At 62.1% G+C, this 18,479-nt stretch carries 16 protein-coding genes, 1 tRNA gene and 1 pseudogene; 5 read left to right on the forward strand and 13 right to left on the reverse strand.

The window, feature by feature from the left end; translation table 11 throughout:
* The first annotated feature begins 44 nt into the window (after nucleotides 1–44).
* A complete protein-coding gene (gene proC, locus GO707_RS10785) occupies nucleotides 45–881 on the forward strand; it encodes a pyrroline-5-carboxylate reductase (RefSeq protein WP_114540552.1) in 837 nt (278 codons plus the stop codon).
* A 218-nt stretch (nucleotides 882–1,099) separates the two neighbouring features.
* Nucleotides 1,100–2,008 carry a hypothetical protein gene (locus GO707_RS10790; RefSeq protein WP_114540551.1) on the forward strand — a complete coding sequence of 303 codons (909 nt, stop codon included), beginning with the start codon at nucleotides 1,100–1,102 and terminating at the stop codon, nucleotides 2,006–2,008.
* An 89-nt stretch (nucleotides 2,009–2,097) separates the two neighbouring features.
* Here GO707_RS10790 and GO707_RS10795 read toward each other — a convergent pair whose 3' ends face one another.
* Nucleotides 2,098–3,447 carry a sensor domain-containing diguanylate cyclase gene (locus GO707_RS10795; RefSeq protein ID WP_157013001.1) on the reverse strand — a complete coding sequence of 450 codons (1,350 nt, stop codon included), beginning with the start codon at nucleotides 3,445–3,447 and terminating at the stop codon, nucleotides 2,098–2,100.
* A 278-nt stretch (nucleotides 3,448–3,725) separates the two neighbouring features.
* Here GO707_RS10795 and yfcE point away from each other — a divergent pair, with 278 nt between their 5' ends.
* Entirely contained in the window at nucleotides 3,726–4,313 is a 588-nt protein-coding gene (yfcE, locus tag GO707_RS10800; protein ID WP_114540549.1) for a phosphodiesterase, read from the forward strand.
* A gap of 206 nt (nucleotides 4,314–4,519) precedes the next feature.
* On the opposite strand, the gene GO707_RS10805 is transcribed toward yfcE, so the two are convergent.
* A tRNA-Phe gene (locus tag GO707_RS10805) sits at nucleotides 4,520–4,595 on the reverse strand.
* A 216-nt stretch (nucleotides 4,596–4,811) separates the two neighbouring features.
* Here GO707_RS10805 and GO707_RS10810 point away from each other — a divergent pair.
* A complete protein-coding gene (locus tag GO707_RS10810; RefSeq protein WP_114540548.1) occupies nucleotides 4,812–5,909 on the forward strand; it encodes an ATP-binding protein in 1,098 nt (365 codons plus the stop codon).
* 25 nt (nucleotides 5,910–5,934) lie between these two features.
* Here GO707_RS10810 and GO707_RS10815 read toward each other — a convergent pair whose 3' ends face one another.
* The 4 genes and pseudogenes from GO707_RS10815 to GO707_RS10830 form a co-directional block, all read right to left on the reverse strand.
* Complete coding sequence (locus GO707_RS10815; RefSeq protein ID WP_114540547.1) at nucleotides 5,935–6,618, reverse strand: prepilin peptidase; 684 nt, start codon at nucleotides 6,616–6,618, stop codon at nucleotides 5,935–5,937.
* Nucleotides 6,618–7,955, reverse strand: a pseudogene (locus GO707_RS10820) (coproporphyrinogen III oxidase family protein); the annotation flags it as partial. The pseudogene GO707_RS10820 and the gene GO707_RS10815, both read right to left, overlap by 1 nt.
* Nucleotides 7,956–8,056: 101 nt before the next feature.
* Nucleotides 8,057–9,349: a phosphoribosylamine--glycine ligase gene (gene purD / locus GO707_RS10825; RefSeq protein WP_114540545.1), complete on the reverse strand. Its 1,293-nt coding sequence runs from the start codon at nucleotides 9,347–9,349 to the stop codon at nucleotides 8,057–8,059.
* Nucleotides 9,350–9,552: 203 nt separating this feature from the next.
* Nucleotides 9,553–10,878, reverse strand: a complete 1,326-nt coding sequence (locus GO707_RS10830; protein ID WP_114540544.1) for an adenylosuccinate synthase — start codon at nucleotides 10,876–10,878, stop codon at nucleotides 9,553–9,555.
* Nucleotides 10,879–11,031: 153 nt separating this feature from the next.
* Here GO707_RS10830 and GO707_RS10835 point away from each other — a divergent pair, with 153 nt between their 5' ends.
* Entirely contained in the window at nucleotides 11,032–11,247 is a 216-nt protein-coding gene (locus tag GO707_RS10835; protein WP_114540543.1) for a hypothetical protein, read from the forward strand.
* Here the strand turns inward: GO707_RS10835 and GO707_RS10840 are convergent.
* The 7 genes from GO707_RS10840 to rpsF form a co-directional block, all read right to left on the reverse strand.
* Nucleotides 11,242–13,467, reverse strand: coding sequence for an ATP-binding protein (locus tag GO707_RS10840; RefSeq protein ID WP_114540542.1), 2,226 nt, complete (start codon nucleotides 13,465–13,467; stop codon nucleotides 11,242–11,244). The genes GO707_RS10835 and GO707_RS10840 overlap by 6 nt on opposite strands.
* Nucleotides 13,464–14,744, reverse strand: a complete 1,281-nt coding sequence (locus GO707_RS10845; protein WP_114540541.1) for a metallophosphoesterase family protein — start codon at nucleotides 14,742–14,744, stop codon at nucleotides 13,464–13,466. Before GO707_RS10845 ends, GO707_RS10840 begins: the two co-directional genes overlap by 4 nt.
* A 9-nt stretch (nucleotides 14,745–14,753) precedes the next feature.
* On the reverse strand, nucleotides 14,754–16,145 hold the full coding sequence (gene dnaB, locus GO707_RS10850) for a replicative DNA helicase (RefSeq protein ID WP_227069955.1): 1,392 nt from the start codon (nucleotides 16,143–16,145) through the stop codon (nucleotides 14,754–14,756).
* A 180-nt stretch (nucleotides 16,146–16,325) separates the two neighbouring features.
* Nucleotides 16,326–16,910, reverse strand: coding sequence for a 50S ribosomal protein L9 (rplI, locus tag GO707_RS10855; protein WP_114540539.1), 585 nt, complete (start codon nucleotides 16,908–16,910; stop codon nucleotides 16,326–16,328).
* Nucleotides 16,911–16,927: 17 nt separating this feature from the next.
* Entirely contained in the window at nucleotides 16,928–17,188 is a 261-nt protein-coding gene (gene rpsR / locus GO707_RS10860; RefSeq protein WP_022738039.1) for a 30S ribosomal protein S18, read from the reverse strand.
* A gap of 20 nt (nucleotides 17,189–17,208) precedes the next feature.
* Nucleotides 17,209–17,718 (reverse strand): single-stranded DNA-binding protein, encoded by a 510-nt coding sequence (locus GO707_RS10865; RefSeq protein ID WP_157013004.1) that lies wholly within the window; start codon nucleotides 17,716–17,718, stop codon nucleotides 17,209–17,211.
* Nucleotides 17,719–17,772: 54 nt separating this feature from the next.
* A complete protein-coding gene (gene rpsF, locus GO707_RS10870; protein ID WP_022738031.1) occupies nucleotides 17,773–18,066 on the reverse strand; it encodes a 30S ribosomal protein S6 in 294 nt (97 codons plus the stop codon).
* Nucleotides 18,067–18,479: the final 413 nt, after the last annotated feature.

The following is an 18,479-nucleotide window of genomic DNA, read 5'->3' on the forward strand; positions in this document are numbered from 1 at the left end:
AATCAGTTTGCGGGTCCTTGCAGAAAGGAAAGGGGAGGATTCCCATGAAGATCGGTTTCGTTGGGCTGGGGAATATGGCCACGGCCATTATCGGAGGCCTGCTGCGCGAGGGCACAACGTTCAGCGGCGAAGACGGCGACGCGACGGTGATCACCGCTGCCAACATCATCGGCTCGGCCAAGACCGAGGCCACGCGACAGAAGCGCGCCGAGCAATTCGGCATCGCCGTCACTGCCAGCAACCGCGAAGTTGCCGAAGCGGCCGATGTGCTGGTGCTCGCCGTAAAGCCCCAGTTCTTCCCCGAAGTGATCGCCGAAATTCGCGAGGTCGTAAACGAGAACACACTGGTTATCTCTATCGCCGCTGGTCTCACACTCGAGCGCATCGCGGCCCTTTTCAATCGCGATGTTACCGCCATGCGGCTCATCCGCTGCATGCCGAACACCCCGGCCCTCGTAAACGCCGGGTGCACCGCCGTCGTGCCTGGGCCGGGGGCGACGGAGGCCGACGAAGCCCTCTGCCTACGACTCATGGAAAGTTTCGGCCGGGCCATCGTCATTCCCGAGCGCCTGATGGACGCCGCCAGCGCCGCAGCTGGCTCCTCCCCCGCGTTTGTCTTCATGTTCATCGAAGCTTTGGCCGACGGGGCCGTGGCCGCTGGGATGCCGCGCGCCCAAGCTTATGAGTTCGCCGCCGCCGCCGTGGCCGGTTCGGCCCAGCTCGTTCTGGAAACAGGACGGCATCCCGGCGACCTGAAGGATATGGTCTGCTCACCGGGCGGCACCACGATCGAAGGCGTGAAAGCCCTGGAAGAGGGTGCCTTCCGTGCGTCGGTCATGAACGCCATCGTCGCCTGCGTAGAAAAGGCGAAGGCCCTTTAGGCGCCGCAAAATCCACACGCAGGCACGTTCCGCTGGAAAACCGTGCAGAATGGGTGAAATTGCGTAGCAAGCCAGGAACGTTTCGCAATCGCTCAAATCCTCCTCGCTTTTCTGTGCATTATCATGGGAAAGTCAACCGCATTAAGGAGGCGACGTTCTGGAACAGCGCAAGGCATTCCTTCAAAACGCCCCTCTGCTCCTCGTTGAAAGGTCTCGCCATGAGGAAACATATTCGCACCTCCCTTGCTCTGCTCGTGGTGGCACTTGCTGCCGCCAGCTTCATGCTCATGTTGCCCGGCTGCACCGGCGGCACCAACGACTCGCCTGGCAAACCCGATGCCGTGGGAAATCGCTCTGCTGACGGAGCAAGCGAGGCGACCCAGGGCGACATCGTCAGCACCGCTATGGTTGCCTACGCCAACGGCGATCAGGTGCTTTTCGTCGACCAGGAGACGCAGACTCCCTACATTCCTACGGAAATTGATGACGCGACCATCATCGTCGACGGGCAGCAGACCGACGAAGAGGCCTTGGTCGCGGGCAATATCGTGCAGGTCACGGGCAACGGCATCATGCTGGAAAGCTACCCGGGGCAGTACCCCGGCATCACAAAGGTCGAGGTCGTTGAAACGGGCAGCCCTGCCGATGCCGAGCAGTACGCCGACATCGTGGACACCGTATTCGCTGCCCCCGATCAGAGCCAAGTACCCGTCGGCAGCCTCAGCTACAAAACGGATCAGGCCGACACCTCGGTCGTCTTGAATCCCTACGAGTTTGACTGGCAGTGGCAAACAGAAGACGGCCAAACCAGCACGTCCCAGGTTGATGGGTTTGCCGCCGACGGAAGCGGTGCGCTGAACGAGACGGTGATCGACGCACGCATCCCTAGCGGCGTCGACGCCTTCGCAGCCTTCTCCGTGAACCCGACGTCTGTAGAAATCGAGCGCCAGCCCTTGGTGAAAGGCGATACGGCGAAAGTTGACCCGCAGGCCGATGGCGAGGACGTGCCCTACACCTTGGGCGACGATGGCACCACGGCCCTGCGCATCGAGCCGAACTACCTCTACGAAATAAAGGCCACCTTCCCCCAGGGCGAGGCCGAGTACGCCTTCTACACGGTGAGCTAGCCTTTCGCGAACATCACAAAACGGCCAGCGCCCGGCTCCTTCGAAGGAAGACGGACGCCGGCCGTTTATCGGAGCAAGGATTAGTCGAGTTAGTCGAGGTACCGCAGCGCCGCCTGGCTTTTGCCGGCGCGCTTGGCCACATAGAGCGCCTCGTCAGCCACCTGGTACAGGTCGTCGAAGGTGACGGGCGTGCGGGTGCAGGCCACCGCGCCGATGGTGATGGAGGGGTGTAAGCCCTCGGGCATATCGGCGGGGCGCGGCGTTGTGGCGTAAATGCCGCCGGACAGCTGGGACAGCACGCGGTCTAAAGCCGGCCCAGGCACGAGACCGGCGGCAAACACGGCGAACTCGTCGCCACCGAGGCGGGCCACCACGTCATCCTTACGCATGTTCCGGCTGAGAAACGCGGCAATCTCCTGCAGCACCCGATCGCCTTCCGGGTGGCCGAAACCGTCGTTCACCTGCTTGAAGTTGTCCACGTCCACGAGAAAGAGACTGCAACCTTGGGCGCAATCCTCACTCGTCAGCGCCTTTTCGATGCGCGTCATGGCGGCCTCGCGATTGAAGATGCCCGTAAGGCCATCCAGCTCGGCCTTCTTCCGCAGGGTGGCCTCGCGCATGACCATCTCGTGGGTGTCCAGAAGACGACCCACATGGCGAACGGGACAACCAACGCCGTTGAATAGCACGAAAGACTGGTAGCGGCACCAGATGGGGTCGCCTTCCGCATTGGGTAGCGAGGTTTCCATATCGATGAAGTCGCCTTGCGCAACGATGTCGCGAATGCGCTCGATGTCGTGCACTTCCAGATCGATAGAGCATTCTTTGTCGCAACGCTTCTGCAAAATGAGGTCGTCCGACTGCGGCTCACGGTTGAAGCGCGCCTCGAAATCGCCGAAGATCTCGCCGGTCTGCGCCTGGCAGTCGATATCGAAGATAACGTCGCGCGAGAGCACTGTGAGCATTTCCACCCGCTCTTCGGCCCGTTCCAGCTTGCGCTGGTAGCTCATCTTCTCGGTGATGTCGATGATGGTGACATAGAACCACGCCTGTCCCTCGTCGTCCACCACATAGCGGCCGCGGTCGTCCACCCATACTTCGGCGCCGTCGGGACGATTCAGCCGATAGGTAACCGCGTAGGTGTTGCCGCACTTGATCTGGGAGGTTATCTCGTCGGTGACGCGCCGGCGGTCATCCGGGTGGACCATGCCGATAAAGCTGTTGTCCGTAATGGCGCAGAATTCCTCGTAGGTAGCGCAGCCGAACAGCTCCAGCACGTCGCGGCTCACATAATCGATCGTGCCGCCTTCATCGTCGGCGCGATAGCGAAACAGACCTCCGGGAATGCGATCAAGAAATTCCTGGGACACCTCATCTTCGATCGCGCACCCATCATGAGAGCCGAGCTTGCCCTCGGTCACCCGATGAAATATCGTCATAACCAGCCCCTTTGCGCTTCATCCAAACGAAAAGCCGCCAGCTGCGGTTCCTCGCGCCTCGTTCTCTCCCCCACGATCATACCACCGCTGACGCATTCGGAAGCCGTTGCTGCAACAACTCCTTCCTCGCATGTAATTATTTGTTGCGACACGGAGGTCAACGGCACGATCTATTGCCAATCTATGACGAATGCCGATGTTTCGAAGAGCGCTGCTATACTGGCGAGGCACTATCGATGGGGCGCTATGGGAGCGTACCCGTTTTGAAGGAGAGCCCTATGCGCTATCTCATTGCTTCCGATATTCACGGCGCGCTGCCAGCCGCTGAAATGCTGGTGGCGCGCTTTCGCGAAGAGGGCGCCGACCGGCTGCTGCTGCTTGGCGACCTGCTGTATCACGGGCCGCGTAACCCCCTGCCCGAGGGCTACGCGCCGGCCCAGGTGGCGAAGCTGCTGAACGGGCTGGCCGATCGCATCACGGCAGTGCGGGGCAACTGCGACTCCGAGGTGGATCAGATGGTGCTGAACTTCCCCTGCCTAGGCGATTATGCGCTGGTAGTGGACGAGAGGACGACGCTGCTGCTCACCCATGGGCATCTGGATTTGGCGGCCGCCGTTGCGGGGCTTCCTGCAGGATCATTCGTACTCTCGGGCCACACCCACGTGAAAGGCATCGGGCCGGAAGCGGCGCCGGCGTTCGCAAAAGGCATCGCGGCCGCGCGGGGCACGAGCGAGGAAGAAGGAGCCGGGACTTTCGCTGCGCCAGCGGTCACCTTCGTCAATCCCGGCAGCATCGGCCACCCCAAAGATGGCTCCGCCAGCTACGCCATCTACGAGCACGGCACCGTAGAACTGCATCAGCTCTAGGCCGTGCCTTTTAAGATACAGCCTGCGATCTCGGAAGAATCTCTGAATTCTGATATTAATCTCTGAATTCAGAGATTCTTTCTGAGATTCCCCTGAGTCCTGTGGTTTGGAGCAACCGCGAATGATCGCCGTTGCTTCCGTGGGCCCGCCAGAGGATTTGCCCAGATACAAAAAGACCCCCATGACTGGGGGTCTTTTCAAATTCATGGTGGTCGGAGGGGGACTTGAACCCTCGGCACGCGGATTTTCAGTCCGCTGCTCTACCAACTGAGCTACCCGACCGGATATGCGGAAACGGTTTCCGTTTCGATGCGAGCATATATTCTAACGGGTATGGCCCTCCAACGCAAGAACTTTTTTATCTGAGCCTGAGTCTGCGTCAATGAGTCAAGGGGGATTGGTTACTGTAACTTCTTTCCTTTGACTTCGATCTTTGACAAATAGGGAAAAAAGGAAATAATAGGAAAGAAAGGAAAACAAAGGAAAGAAAGGAAAACTATGTACGACGAGGTATTCTCTCCCTCCTTCGGCAACCGCCCTTCTTTCCTCGTGGGCCGCAGCCAGTTGCTTAGCCAGCTGGAACAGGGCCTTCAATCGCGGCCGGGCAGCCGAGAGAGGACCGTCGTGGTGCTGGGCCAGCGGGGCAGCGGGAAGACGGTGCTTCTATGGGAGCTCGCCGACCGCATGCGAAAGCAGGGCTTCGCCGTGGCCTCCCCGACCATTGTCGCAGACGGTATGCTGGAGCGCATTCTCGAGAAGCTCGAGGACGACTGCCAGCTGTACGCGGGCGGGAAACTGCACCTCGCAGGCGGCAGCGTGGGCGCGCTCGGCTTCTCGGCGGGCATCCAACTAGAGAGGGGGGCGGCAGCGGCCAAAAGCCCCCAGCAACGGCTCGTGCAGCTGTGCCGCCAGCTCACCGCCAAAGACCGCGGGGCGCTCATCCTGATAGATGAGCTGCAGGCCTCGTCCCCCGAGATCCGCCACCTCATCGGCACCTATCAGGAGATGGTGGGCGAGGGGTTGAATGTGTCCCTCGTCATGGCCGGCCTGCCGGGAGCTGTCTCTACCACGCTCAACGATAAAGTGCTCACCTTCCTCAACCGTGCGCGAAAGGTATCGCTTCCGCCCCTGGAGCAGGGGGAAGTGGACGCCTTCTTCAAGCGGTCGTTCGACTCCCTCGGCATTGCTATAGAAAGCGGTCTGCGCCGGAGCGCGTCGGCGTACACCGCCGGCAGCCCGTATCTTCTCCAACTTGTGGGGCACTACACCTGCCTCTACGCAGAAGACGGCAAGGTGTCCGAGGAGAGCCTTGCCGAGGCGCTGCGAACCTCAGGCGACGATTTCCAAAGCGATGTGTGCGCCACCACACTCGCCGCGCTTTCCGAGCGCGACGTGGACTTCCTTGAAGCCATGGCCGAGCTGGGAGAGCCCACGTCCGTAGCCGCCGTTGCCGAGGCCATGGGCGCAACGGCGGATTATGCGCAAAAGTACCGTCGCCGGCTCATCGACGGCGGCGTCATCAAAAGCGCCGGGCGAGGAAAGGTCGCCTTCGATGTGCCTTTCCTTGCCGAGCATCTACGCAGAAGGAATGAGTGATGAGTCAGGGAAACGTCTCCCTGACTTAGGCTACGAAGGCGACAAGGGTGCCGAGGGCGATGAAAGGGGCGAAGGGCATCGTGCCGGCGAGGAGAGAGTCGCGGTCGTGCTCGGAGGAAACTTCCCGAATGGCGCCGCTTAGGAAAGGCTCACTGAGGGAAGGCGCTCCAGTGCCAGCAAGGTCGGCACTCGCGAAAGCGCCCGTGCTTCGATCGCGGCGGTTCTTCATCACTCGCCGACCGAACTCGCGGCCGAGCACATAGGCGACGCTGAGAAGGCAAGCCGTCAGCAAGCAAACGACCCCGCGCTCCAGTCCGAGGAACAGCCCGAGCACGGCCATGAGCTTGATGTCGCCGCCGCCGAAGGCCTCCTTGCGCCTGATAAGCTCGTACAAGGTGGTCAGCACGAGCAAGCCGCCGCCGAGCACCACGGCGCCCAGAAGGCCACTCGCAAAGGAGATGCCGCCGATTTCCAGACCGGGAGGCACCAGCACGTCGGGCGCCGGCCCAAGAAACTCGGCGCGAAAGCCCAAGCCCATGTGCGCCCCAGCAAACCCGAGCACCACACGCCAGGCAACCCACAGAAAGCCCAGAGCCGCCGCCAGCCCATTAGGCACGCGGCGCGACCGTATGTCGATGACGGACACAACGGCCAACAGACCCAGCACCAGGGCGTAAGTAACCAGTGTTATGACGGAAACGTAGGTCATTAACACCTTTTCCCGTCGCCGAAGATAAGCTCGCGCTCCTCTCCCGTGAGCGCCGCGCGGGCCTGGTCGCGCAGGTTGTTCACGCCGATGAAGAACTGGCGCATCATGACCACCACCAGGTAGCGGCCCTTGGGGGTCAGCGTCAGCTCGTCGGCGTTGTCGGTGGCAAAAGCCCCGCACGCGCGCATGAAGCCCATCTCCACGGGAAGCCCGCGTTCCACCGACATGCCGAAGTCGCGCTCGAACTGGCGCTTGTCCAGACGCAGGCCGAACAACTGCATCATGAAGCGGTAGCGCATGCGGTCGCGCAGCGAGAACGTGGTCTTGCCCATCATGGACATGTGCCCCGCTTCGATGGCCTCGTTGTACTCGCGCACCGAGAACGTGTTCACGTACAGGTTCTCGCCCAGATAGGTGATGCCGCCCGAGCCGATAGCCGGGTACTCCTCGTAATCGACCACGTACTCGTCAATCATGGCGTCCTCGCCGGCAGCACCGGTGCCGCGACGGTTGAACGTCCAGGCGCTTCCCAGCTCGAACAAGCCCGGCTGCCCGCCAGGCAAATCCCCCAGTAGCAAATCGCAGATGATCTCGTAGAAGCGGCGCTCGCGGTTGTAGTCCACCTTGCCCACCGTGGCGGCCAGCGACCGCTGCACCGACGGCGAGGCCATCAGCGGATAGAATGTCGTCTGGCTCGCACCGGAAGCCACCACCATCTCGATGTCGTGAATAAGCGTGTCCTCGGTCTGCGCGGGGAAATTAAAGATCATGTCGGCATTCATGGAAACGAAGTACGGCGACGCCTCCTGAATGCGCTCGAGAATCTCCTGGCCGCTGCCGTACTTCTCGTAGCGATCCATCTGGCGCAGCAAGTCGTCGTCGAAGGACTGCACACCCACGGACAGGCGCTGCACACGGCCCTTCAACTTTTCCAAGTACTCATGGGTGAGATGGTTCGGATTCGTCTCGCTGGAGACCTCTTTGATAGAGAACAGATCGCGGGCCATATCGATAGTCTCACACAGCTCGTCGATCATAATGGTGGGCGTGCCGCCGCCGATGTACACGGAATCGAAGTCGTAGCCAAGATCCTTCAGCATGCGCATCTCGCGGCGCATGTTCTGGAAATAGGGCTTCGCGCGATCCTCGCGGAAGGGGAAGCGGTTGAAGGAGCAGTAGGGGCACAAACGCTCGCAGAACGGCACATGCATGTACAGCATATAAGGCTGCCCCGGGTTGGGCGAGGGCATGAACGCCTCGTCGCAGGGCTTAAGCTGCAGGTAGTTGGCCGTGCACGCCTCCACTACCTTGGAAAGCATTCGTTCTGAAAGCATATCGCGCGTTCCTTCTTTCTTGACTGGTTGCCTTGGTTGAGAAGGGCGGACCTTTGGTCCGCCCCTACGGAATCTATCCCAAGCGCTGAACCTCTAGACAGCGGCTATTGATCCCACGCGCTGCGGCCCTGCAAGGCCTTCTTGCCGATATCGTGGCGATACATTTTGCCTTCGAAGTTGATGAGGTCGCAGGCCTCGTAGGCGCGTTCGCGGGCCTCCTCGAAGCTGTCGCCTTTGGCCACCACATTCAGCACGCGACCGCCGTTGGTGAGCAGTTCGCCGTCATAGTTGCGGCGGGTGCCGGCATGGAAGACGGTCACGCCGGGCAGCTCCTCGGCCTCTTCGATACCCAAGATGACCTTGCCCTTCTCGTAGGAGCCCGGATAGCCCTCGCTGGCGAGCACCACGGAAACGGCCCAGTCGTCGGACCACTCCAGCTGCACATCCTCGGGTCGTCCCTCGGCCACGGCGAGCATGACCTCCACCAGGTCGCTTTCCAAACGGGGCAGCACGACCTGGGTCTCGGGGTCGCCGAAGCGCACGTTGAACTCCACGATCTTCGGGCCTTCCGGGGTCAGCATGAAGCCGCCATACAGGGTGCCGCGATAGTCGCTGGCGAAGGGCTCGCGCGCCGTAGCGGCGGCCGCCTTCTCCATGATAGCCACCATGGCGGCCATCTCCTCGTCGGTGACGATGGGCACCGGCGAGTACACGCCCATGCCGCCGGTGTTGGGGCCCAAGTCGCCATCATAGGCGCGCTTGTGATCCTGGGCCGGAGCCATAGGGAACGACTGCCCGGCCGTGACGAAGCACAGAAGCGAACACTCAGGGCCCGTCATGCACTCCTCGATAACCACCGTGGAGCCGGCATCGCCGAAGGCACCGTCGAAGCAGGCGCGCACGGCAGCCTCGGCATCTTCCACGGTTTCGGCCACGACGACGCCCTTGCCCGCCGCCAGGCCGTCAGCCTTGATGACAATGGGCGCGCCCTGCTCGCGCACGTAGGCGAGCGCGTCGGCCTCGTTGTCGAAACGGCCATAGGCGGCCGTGGGAATGTCGTTGGCCATCATGAATTCCTTGGAATAGGCTTTAGAGCCTTCCAGCTGGGCGCCGTCGGCGTTAGGGCCGAACACGGGGACGCCGTCGGCGCGCAGCAGATCGGCCACGCCATCGACCAGCGGTGCCTCGGGGCCGATGACCACCAGCCCGATGTTGCGCTCGTGCACGAAACTCAGCAGCGCCTCGCCGTCGGCGATATCCAGATCGACGTTCTCGGCGATTTCCGCCGTGCCGCCGTTGCCCGGCGCCACGTACAGCACGTCGGTGTTCGGAGACTTCTGCAGCGCCCACGCGATGGCATGTTCGCGCCCACCCGAACCGATCAGCAGAATGTTCACGTTCGTTCCTTTCAGTAATTTCTTCTAAGAAATCACAGGTCGTTCGTAACGTCAGCGAGGTTCCGACTGGTGCCTGCAATTGCCTTGAAGCGCGGCCGAGCGGCCTTCGGGCCGTGAGGGAAAGCGCTGAATGGCAAGGGCAGGTGCCAGTCGGAACCGCAGCGTCGGCTTAATCGTTCGTCTGCCAAGACGAACGAAACTTACTACTCGTCTCTCAACCAGGACATGCGGATAATCGTCTGGTCGCGGTCGGGGCCAACCGAGATGATGCTCATGGGCACGCCGCACACCTCTTCCAAATACTCGATGTACTTGCGCGTGTTCTCCGGCAGCTCCTCGTAGGTGCGGCAACCGGTGATGTCCTCGTCTTTCCAGCCGGGCAGCTCCACGTAAATGGGCTTCGCGTGGTGCAGCACCGATTGCTGCATGGGGAAGTAGTCGTAGCGCACGCCGTCGCATTCGTAGGCCACGCACACCTTGATGGTGTCGAAGGCCGAAAGCACGTCCAGCTTCGTGAGGGCCACGTCCGTAAGCCCGTTCACCTCGGCGGCGTAGCGCCCGATGACGGCATCGAACCAGCCGCAGCGGCGCTTGCGGCCCGTGGTGACACCGAACTCATGGCCGGCGGCGCACAGAAGCTCGCCGTCCTCCGCATCCTGACCGGTGCCGCCGTTCTCGGGGAACTTCAGTTCCGTGGGGAAGGGGCCCTCGCCCACGCGGGTGACGTAGGCCTTCTGAATGCCCAGCACGCGGTCGATGGCCTTGGGGCCGACGCCCGTGCCCGTGGAGGCGCCGCCGGCGCAGCAGCTGGACGAGGTCACGAACGGGTAGGTGCCATGGTCGATGTCGAGCAGCGTGCCCTGGGCGCCTTCGAAGAGGATGGACTTCCCGTCGGCCAGCGCCTCGTTCAGCATATGAGCCGACTCGCACACGTAAGGGGCCAGAATGCGCGCGTAGGGCAGGTACTCGTCGCAGATCTCCTCCACCGTGTAGGTGTGCAGACCGTAGATCTTCTCCAGAATGGGGTTCTTCTGGGCGAGCACCGCCTCCAGTTTCAGGCGGAAGATCTTCTCGTCCAGCAAGTCCTGCATACGAATGCCCTTGCGGCCCATCTTGTCCTGGTAGCAGGGGCCGATGCCGCGCTTGGTGGTGCCGATCTTCTTGTCGCCGAGGCTCTTCTCGTCGGCGCCGTCCAAATCTTTGTGGTACGGCATGATGAGGTGCGCGTCGTTGGAAATCTTCAGGTTTTTGCAGGAGATGCCCTCGGCCTCCAGCATGGCCATCTCCTTCACGAGCACGCCCGGGTCTACCACGACGCCGTTGCCGATGACCGGGACGGCGTTTTCGTACATGACCCCGGAGGGCATCAGGTGCAGCGCCAGCTTCTTGTCGCCGTGAATGACGGTGTGGCCGGCATTATTGCCTCCCTGGAAGCGCACCACGTAATCGTAGTCGCTGGCGATGAGGTCGGTGATCTTACCCTTGCCTTCGTCGCCCCACTGGGCGCCGACGAGCACTGTGCTGGGCATCTTCAAGTCCTTTCGACGTTGGGCGGGGAATGCCCTGAAAACGACATTCCGCAAGGGCTCAGTATACCAGCCGCACAGGCTAATGCTTCGGAATGGAGGGCTTCGTGCTAAGATTTACGGAGTTAAGACGCTTCCGCTTGCGAAGGACCCTCCATGACCGACAACCAGCCACCGCGCCGCACGCCCGCTGCGGCAGATCCTCCCCTGGGCACGCCCGAGGGCGATCGGGCCTTCGTAAGGCGCACGGCGCTGCGACGCCTGCAGCGCAACCGGCGTATCTTCAGCATAGTGGTGGGAATTCTGCTCGCGCTGTCCTTCGTCGTCTTTCTGGTGACTGAGTTCATGCAGCCACACCCGTTTAACCTATAAGTTGATCACCGTCGCCGGGCGTCCTGACTGCTTTGCAGCCTTCTTCAAGGCTCGGGCCACGCCTTCGTGGCAGGTGAAGAGAATGACCTGGCGCTGCTCCGATAGTTCCACCAAAGCGCGGGCGGCGCCCAGCCGGCGCTGTTCGTCGAAGTTCACGAGAATGTCGTCGGCGAGAATGGGAATGGCCCGCCCCACGTTGTCGGCGCAGGTAAGAAGCGCAATACGCAGGGCCAGGTACAGTTGCTGGCACGTGCCGAGGGACAAGTGCACCGGCTGGCGCGTGCGCCCGAGGGCGTCAGCTACCTCCAGAGTGCCCTCGCGCGTAAGACTCACGCGAGTCCACCGACCTTCGGTCATGAGGGACAGCAACCGGCTCGCCCGCAGATACACCTCCGGCTGGCGCTTCGATTCCCAGGTGGCAATGGCCGCCTCCAGCATGTGCTTGGCCAGAAGCAATCGCGCGAAATCGGTGCGCGCCTCTTCCAGACGCGTGGTCACTTCCTGCACCTCAATCTTGATGCGATCGAAGTCGCGCTCCGTTTCGGCTTGGGCGAGGACAGCGGCCAATTCCCCTGCTCGCTGGTTCATGGACTCCAGCGCCTCAATGAGCCCCGAGCGCTGACGAACGCGCCGCTCGAGCTCCTCCTCGACATCGCCTACTCCGCTCTCGGGCGACAATCCGGCGCGCTGAAGCGCCGCCGCCCGTTCAGAGGCGATTTCCTGAAGGCGATGCTCGGCATCCGCTCGCCGAGCGGCCGCCGCTTGCTGGCGCTGACGACACAGCGCCATGGCCTGACGTGCCTCGCGGGCCTCGTCAAGAAGTGCCCGAGCCTGGCGCACCGACCCTTGGGCCTCGCCCAGCCCTTCTTCATCCAGCGCCTCGCGTACCTGCGCGGCCACCGATCCCTCCTCAGCCTGGCACGCTTCCAGCTTCTTCTTATCCTGGATCATCACCCAATGGGCGTCGTCGAAACGGGCTTTGCGGGCGCCTTCCTCCTTGTTCGGCCGGAACAACATGGCGAAGCCGCCGGTGGCCATGAGCGCCGCGAAGACGGAGAGGAGAAATCCGATGGCCATATAGCTGAGAGCACCGCGGGCACGGCCCTCGATGAAAAGAGGGACGCCCAGAAGAAACAGCACGGCGGGAATGACCACGCAGAATGCCACCTGAATGCGCCTCTTCGATCGCTCGCTGCGGCGATCGGCCTCATCGTCGGCCGTTTCCTGCAGCGCCTCGTACACTGCCACGGAGGATGTGTAGTTCGCGCGAGCCACCTCCACGGCATGGGCCTGCCGCGATTGACGGGTCGCGAGGTTTTCCAAGCGGTCACGCAAGGCCCGCTCGTCGGAGGCCGTCAGACGTGCGAGGCGGCGCCCGCAGGAACGCTCGTGAAGTTCGTAGTTGTTGGCTGCCTCTTCCTCGCTCTTGGCCAGCCGGGCGATATCCCCCTTAAGCTTGTCGCGTTCGGCATCCAGGGCCGCCAGAGAACTTTTGGCCATGGTGAGCGCCTCAATCACGCGGTTGGCCTCTTCCACCCGCTCTCCCATGGCGGCGCGCTCGGGCTCCAGCTCGTGCAGCTCGCGATCTTGGGCGCGATAGGCATCGGCGACGCCAGCCGCGCTCTGCTGCTCGGCGCGCAGGGCGTTGCGCCGAGCCAGAAGCTGGGGGATCGACTGCTCGGCCGAGGCGGCGCGGGAGGTGAATGCCGCCAAGCGCTCGTTCACATGAGCGAGGGCGTGGGCCGGCGACGAGCCCGTGCCCGAACCGGCCGTCAGCAACTTCGCCGTCGTATCCGTCGTGTTGCGCAGCGAGCGCAGCTCATCGCTGTTCAGGGAAAACATCGTGCGATAGGTGTCCTTGTCGATGTCTTCCACCAGGAAGGTATCTCCCTGCAGGCCGTCGGCGTTGCGGGCGCGGGAAAGCACGAACGTCTCCTCGTCTTCCCTCGCGCTCGCGTTCGCGTCCGCCCCCGCCGACCGCGCGAAAAGCAGCGAGCCCGCGCGCTCGGCCCCCTCGGGCTTGTAGGTGTTTCGGTTTCCTCGAGCCTCTTCCCAACCGAACAGCACGCCGCCCACAAAGGAGGCCACCGTCGTCTTGCCCGCCTCGTTGGCGCCGAGGACGATGTTCATGCGGTCGCTGAAGGGCCCGACCACCGTATCGTGAAAGCGGCCGAAGCGCTCCAAGTGAATAGAGCGGAGGTAGATGCGCGGCTCGGTCATCGGTCGTCGCCCCCTTGCAGCAGCAAGTCGAGCACAAGCCGGGCGGCCTCGTTCGTGAGCTGACGCGCCTTCTTCTCGGAAAGTGCCGCCGTAAGGGGAACGTTGCGCGCAAGATATTCTTCCTGCAAATAGTCGATCTGCCCTTCGACATCCTCGGAGAGCCGATCAACGGTGCGAAGAAACACCGCTGGGAACAGCCCCTCGGCGCGCAACGCCCCTTCGTCGATGGGAGCCGTTGTCTCGTCGATGAGACTATCGCAGTAGAATTCCGAATACGCATCGTTCAAAGACGCGCGCACCTCTTCCAGCACTCCGGGGCGGCCAAGCACCTCGTGAAGGGAGGTCGCTCCGGTGAGAACGATGCGCGACACCATCATCTCGCAGGAGGCGTCGCCGTTGACCGCGAACAGCTCCCGCATGGTTTTGGACACCAGAGCCGGAATGTTCATGCAATCGGAGACGTCGATGCGAACCTTCTCCCACACCACCGAGGCCGTGGGGATGAAGCTCACCTTCGGCGGCGCGTCAACCGCCAGCGTGACGAGGTTGACACCGCGCGGGCCCGTTTCACGCACATCGCGCCCTTGAATGCAGCCGGAAAAGGCAATGCGCGGCACACGCTCGTCGTTGACCCACCGCTTGTGAATGTGGCCGAGCGCCCAGTAGTCGAATCCAGCACGCAGCAGCGCCACGGGGTCGGTGGGAGCCTTCACGGGATCGAGCGTAAGCCCGGTGTGCAGCACGCCCACCGCAAAAGGCGCCTCGGCGGCACGCGGGCCCAATGCCCGAATGGCGGCGGCGCGGGTGATACCCTCGGCGATGTCCTCGTTGGGCGACCACACCTTGTTCGGGTAGCCGCGGCCTCCGATGACCGCAAGGGGACGCCCGTCGCGCTCGTACAGGGCGAAATCGGGACGATCGGCGGCGAGCATCGTAGCGGACGGGGGCAACGCGAAGAAATCCTGCTGCCAAAGACTCAGCGGATCGTGGTTGCCGGTGCACAGGTAGGAGGGAATGCCCTCCGCATCCAGGCGGTTCAATCCATCGAAGAAACGCAGGTAGTCGCGATAGGACGCGCGAACCGAATCGAAGATGTCGCCGGAAACGACCACGAAATCGACCTTGCGCGACACGGCCGCCTCCACTACGCGATCCCAAGCACCGGGAATGGCATCTACCAAACGGCGCGCCCATTCATCGGACAGCGCCCTCAGGCCGCGAAACGGCGCACCGATGTGCAGGTCGGCAGCGTGGATGAATGTCAGCGTTTCCGGCACGAACAGACCCTAGAAGCTGCCCACGCGGGAGTCGTCAATAAAGTCCATGAACTTCGTGAACTCGGGGTTGAAGGCCAAGTCGATGTCGCGCGTGGCGCCGTTGCGGTGCTTCGCGACGATGAGCTTGGCCATGCCCAAATCGGGGCGCGACTCGCTTTCCGCCTCGATCTCGTTCATGGAACGGTCGATGAACATGACGATATCGGCGTCCTGCTCGATGGCGCCGGAGTCGCGCAGGTCGGAAAGCATGGGGCGCTTGTCCTTGCCGCGTTGTTCGATGGCACGGGACAGCTGCGACAGGGCGAGCACCGGCATGTTCATTTCCTTGGCGAGAATCTTGAGTCCGCGGGAAATTTCGCTCACTTGGTCGTTGGTAGATTTATTGGCCGTCATGGGACCCGGCTGCATGAGCTGCAGGTAGTCCACGATGATGAGGCCCTTTTGGCCCTCTTTCAGGCCATGCAGCTCGCGGCGGCCCTTGGCGCGGGCTTCCAGTACCGAGAGGCCTGGGGTGTCGTCGATGAACATATCCAGCTGGGAGAGCTTGCCCGAGGCTTCGGCCAAGGCACCCCAGTCGCCCTCGGCGATGAAGCCGCTGCGCAGCTTCGAGAGATTCACGCGAGCCTCGGAGCACAGGATACGCTGAACCAGCTGCTCGGCGCCCATCTCCAACGAGAAGAACGCCACAGCGGCGCCGGATTTAGCCGCGTTGGTGGCCAGGTTCAGTGCAAAGGAGGTTTTGCCAACACCGGGGCGCGCCGCCAGAATAACCAGATCGCCGCCGCGAAACCCGTGAAACAGCTCATCGACGTCCTTGAAGCCCGTGGGAACGCCGGCCATCTTGTCCTTCTGGTTGGCGAGACGGGAAATTTCCTCGTAGGCGTCGCTTACCAACTCGTCCATCTTGCGGAACGACGAGCTGACGCGTTTCTCGGTTACGTTGAAGAGCGTCTTCTCCGCCTCTTCCACCACCTGATCCAAATCATCGGGCGCGTCATAGGCCAGAGCGTTAATCTGCGTGGCGGCGAACACGAGCTCGCGCAAAATGGACTGCCGCTTGACAATGTCGACATGGCGCTCCCAGCTGGTGAGCGAGAAGGTGTTGTCGGCTAGCTCGGCCAGATAGGCGCGGCCGCCCACGGCCTCCAGCTGCCCCGTGGACTTCAAGGTGTCGGCGAGAGCGATGGGGTCAACGGGAATGTGGCGGTTCGTGAGACTGATGATGGCCTCGAAGATGATGCGATGGGCCGGACGGAAGAAATTCTCCGGACGCAGCCGCATGACCGCCTCTTCGGTCACCTCCCCGTTGAGCAGGCAGGCGGCGAGCACCGATTGCTCTGCCTCGATGTTCTGAGGCAACTGCGCGCGGGGCGCAAGTCCGGGCGTATTGTTGGCATCCATGGGAGGCTGAGGCTGGTAGGGCATGAAACATCCTTCGCGTCGTCGGTGCGCCTATTGTATCGCGTTTCTTCCCGCGAACGCTGGAACTCGGCTTACCGCCACTGTTTCACGGGAAACAGGCTCATTATAGAAAATGGCCCCTCCGAAGAGGGGCCATCAAAGGGTCTCGCAAGACGAGGACTACTCCTCGGTCTCGGTCACCTCAACCTCGACGGTGCCGTCGGCGGCAACTTCGCCGTCAACTTCAACCATCTCGTCGGCCGGAGTCTCGGCGATATCGATAGCTTCCTCGATAGCGTCGATGGCCTCTTCGGCCTCGGACTCACCAGCGACGACCACGGTTACCGTACCCTTGATGTCGCGGTACAGAGACACGGGCACATGGTAGGTACCGGTCATCTTGATGGGCTTGCCCAGTTCTACACGACGACGATCGATTTCGATGTCGAGCTGCTCGGCGATGGCGTCGGCCACCAGAGGAGCAGTGACGGAACCGAAGAGCACGCCCTCCTCGCCCACCTGGGCGATAACGCGCACGGTGGCGTCGTTCAGCTTCTCGGCCAGAGCGTTGGCATCGGCAATGCGAGTCTCCTCGCGCTTGGCGATGTTCTTCTTGCGCTCCTCAAGCTGCTTCAGGTTGCCCGGGGTAGCCTTCACGGCATAGCCCTGGGTCAGCAGGAAGTTGTTGGCAAAGCCGCGGTTGACGTCGATGACGTCACCCTCGCCGCCTTTGCCCTGGAGTTCCTTCAGAAGAATAACTTTCATGGTTCTCCTCCCTTCGCCTAGCGGTTGCGGCGATCGCCACGGCCGCTGACAGCGGGAACGGCATAGGGCATGAGAGCCATGACGCGGGCGCGCTTAACAGCTTCCGCGATGTCGCGCTGGTGCTGGGTGCAGGCACCGGTCACGCGACGGGGCTTGATCTTGCCACGATCGGTAACGTACTTGCGCAGCATTTGAGTATCTTTGTAATCGATATACTCCACGTCGTCCTTGCAGAACTGGCAATACTTACGACGAGGCTGCTTAGCGTAATCGGCCATATTAACCTCTTTCGTTTCGCTTAAAACGGAATGTCATCATCGTACACGGAAGAGGAAGCGTCGATAACCGGAGCAGCGGGCATGGGCGCGGGCGTCGGGGCCGGTGCGGGCATGGGAGCCGGAGCACTATAGGCCGGAGTCGCCGGAGCATAGCCCTGGTTGCCGCCGAAATCGCCGCCGTAGGACTGAGCGCCGCCGCCGCTGCGGCTCGACATGAACTCGAGCTCGTCAACGATGACTTCGAGCTTGCTGCGCTTCTGACCATCGCGCTCCCACTGGCTCCAGCGAAGCTTGCCCTCGATGGCCACCTTGGTGCCCTTGGACAAGTACTGGTGCAGGCTGCGAGCCCGGTTGCCGAACATGGTGCAGTCAACGAAGTTCGGATAATCCTCCCATTCGTTGGTCTGAGGATTACGACGACGGTCGTTCACGGCCACGCCGAAGCTCATGACGTCCATGCCGGACTGGGTGCTGCGCAGCTCGGGGTCGCGGGTCAGATTGCCGCTGATGATCACTCGATTAATGTTCATTTCTACCTCTTCTCATGGTGAGCGCTCCCCTTTGCGGGACCGCTCAGTTTCCAACTAGTCGCGATCGGTGCGGGCGACGATCATGTGACGCACAACGGCATCGTTGATGCGCAGCACGCGATCGAGCTCGGCAATGCTCTGCGGGTCAGTATGGAAATCGATGAGAGTGTAGTCGCCATCAGACAGACCGTTGATCTCATAAGCGAGTTTACGCTTGCCCCAATTGTCGACGTTGTCCACCACGCCCTGGGCGTCGGTGATCGTCGTCTCGATGCGCTTCATAACGCCAGCGCGCGTCTCGTCGTCAATCGTCGGAGCAACAATAAACAGCAGTTCATACGCCTTCATCAGCTCACCTCCTTTGGACTTTACGGCTCCGGGCTGGTGAAGGCACACACCGGAGCAGGAATAGCCTTGCTATCTTAGCAGAGCTTTTCCCGCTGCGGTTGAACCTGCGTTTCTCCATCACGGTAAGCACACATTGCCTCGGTCGCTGGGGCCATGGTAAACCAAGCGAACCGTAAAAATGACGCGGAAATGTCCCGTTTCGTTCCTCGCGCCAACCGTATCAGCGTCGTATCTCCGTCCCCCCAGGGCACGACTCTGGTTGCCCCCACGGAACTAATTTCGATAGCAATCATGAACCACCCCTCAAAGGGGTGGTTTGCTCTGGGCCTATAAGGCCGAGGGGGGCCGGCAGCGTCTAAAGGCGCTGCCTCTCACTTCGTTCAAGCCGTACCGCCCTTGTCTCTCGCGGGCCG

This window comes from Adlercreutzia rubneri, from assembly GCF_009755265.1.
GTDB lineage: Bacteria > Actinomycetota > Coriobacteriia > Coriobacteriales > Eggerthellaceae > Adlercreutzia > Adlercreutzia rubneri.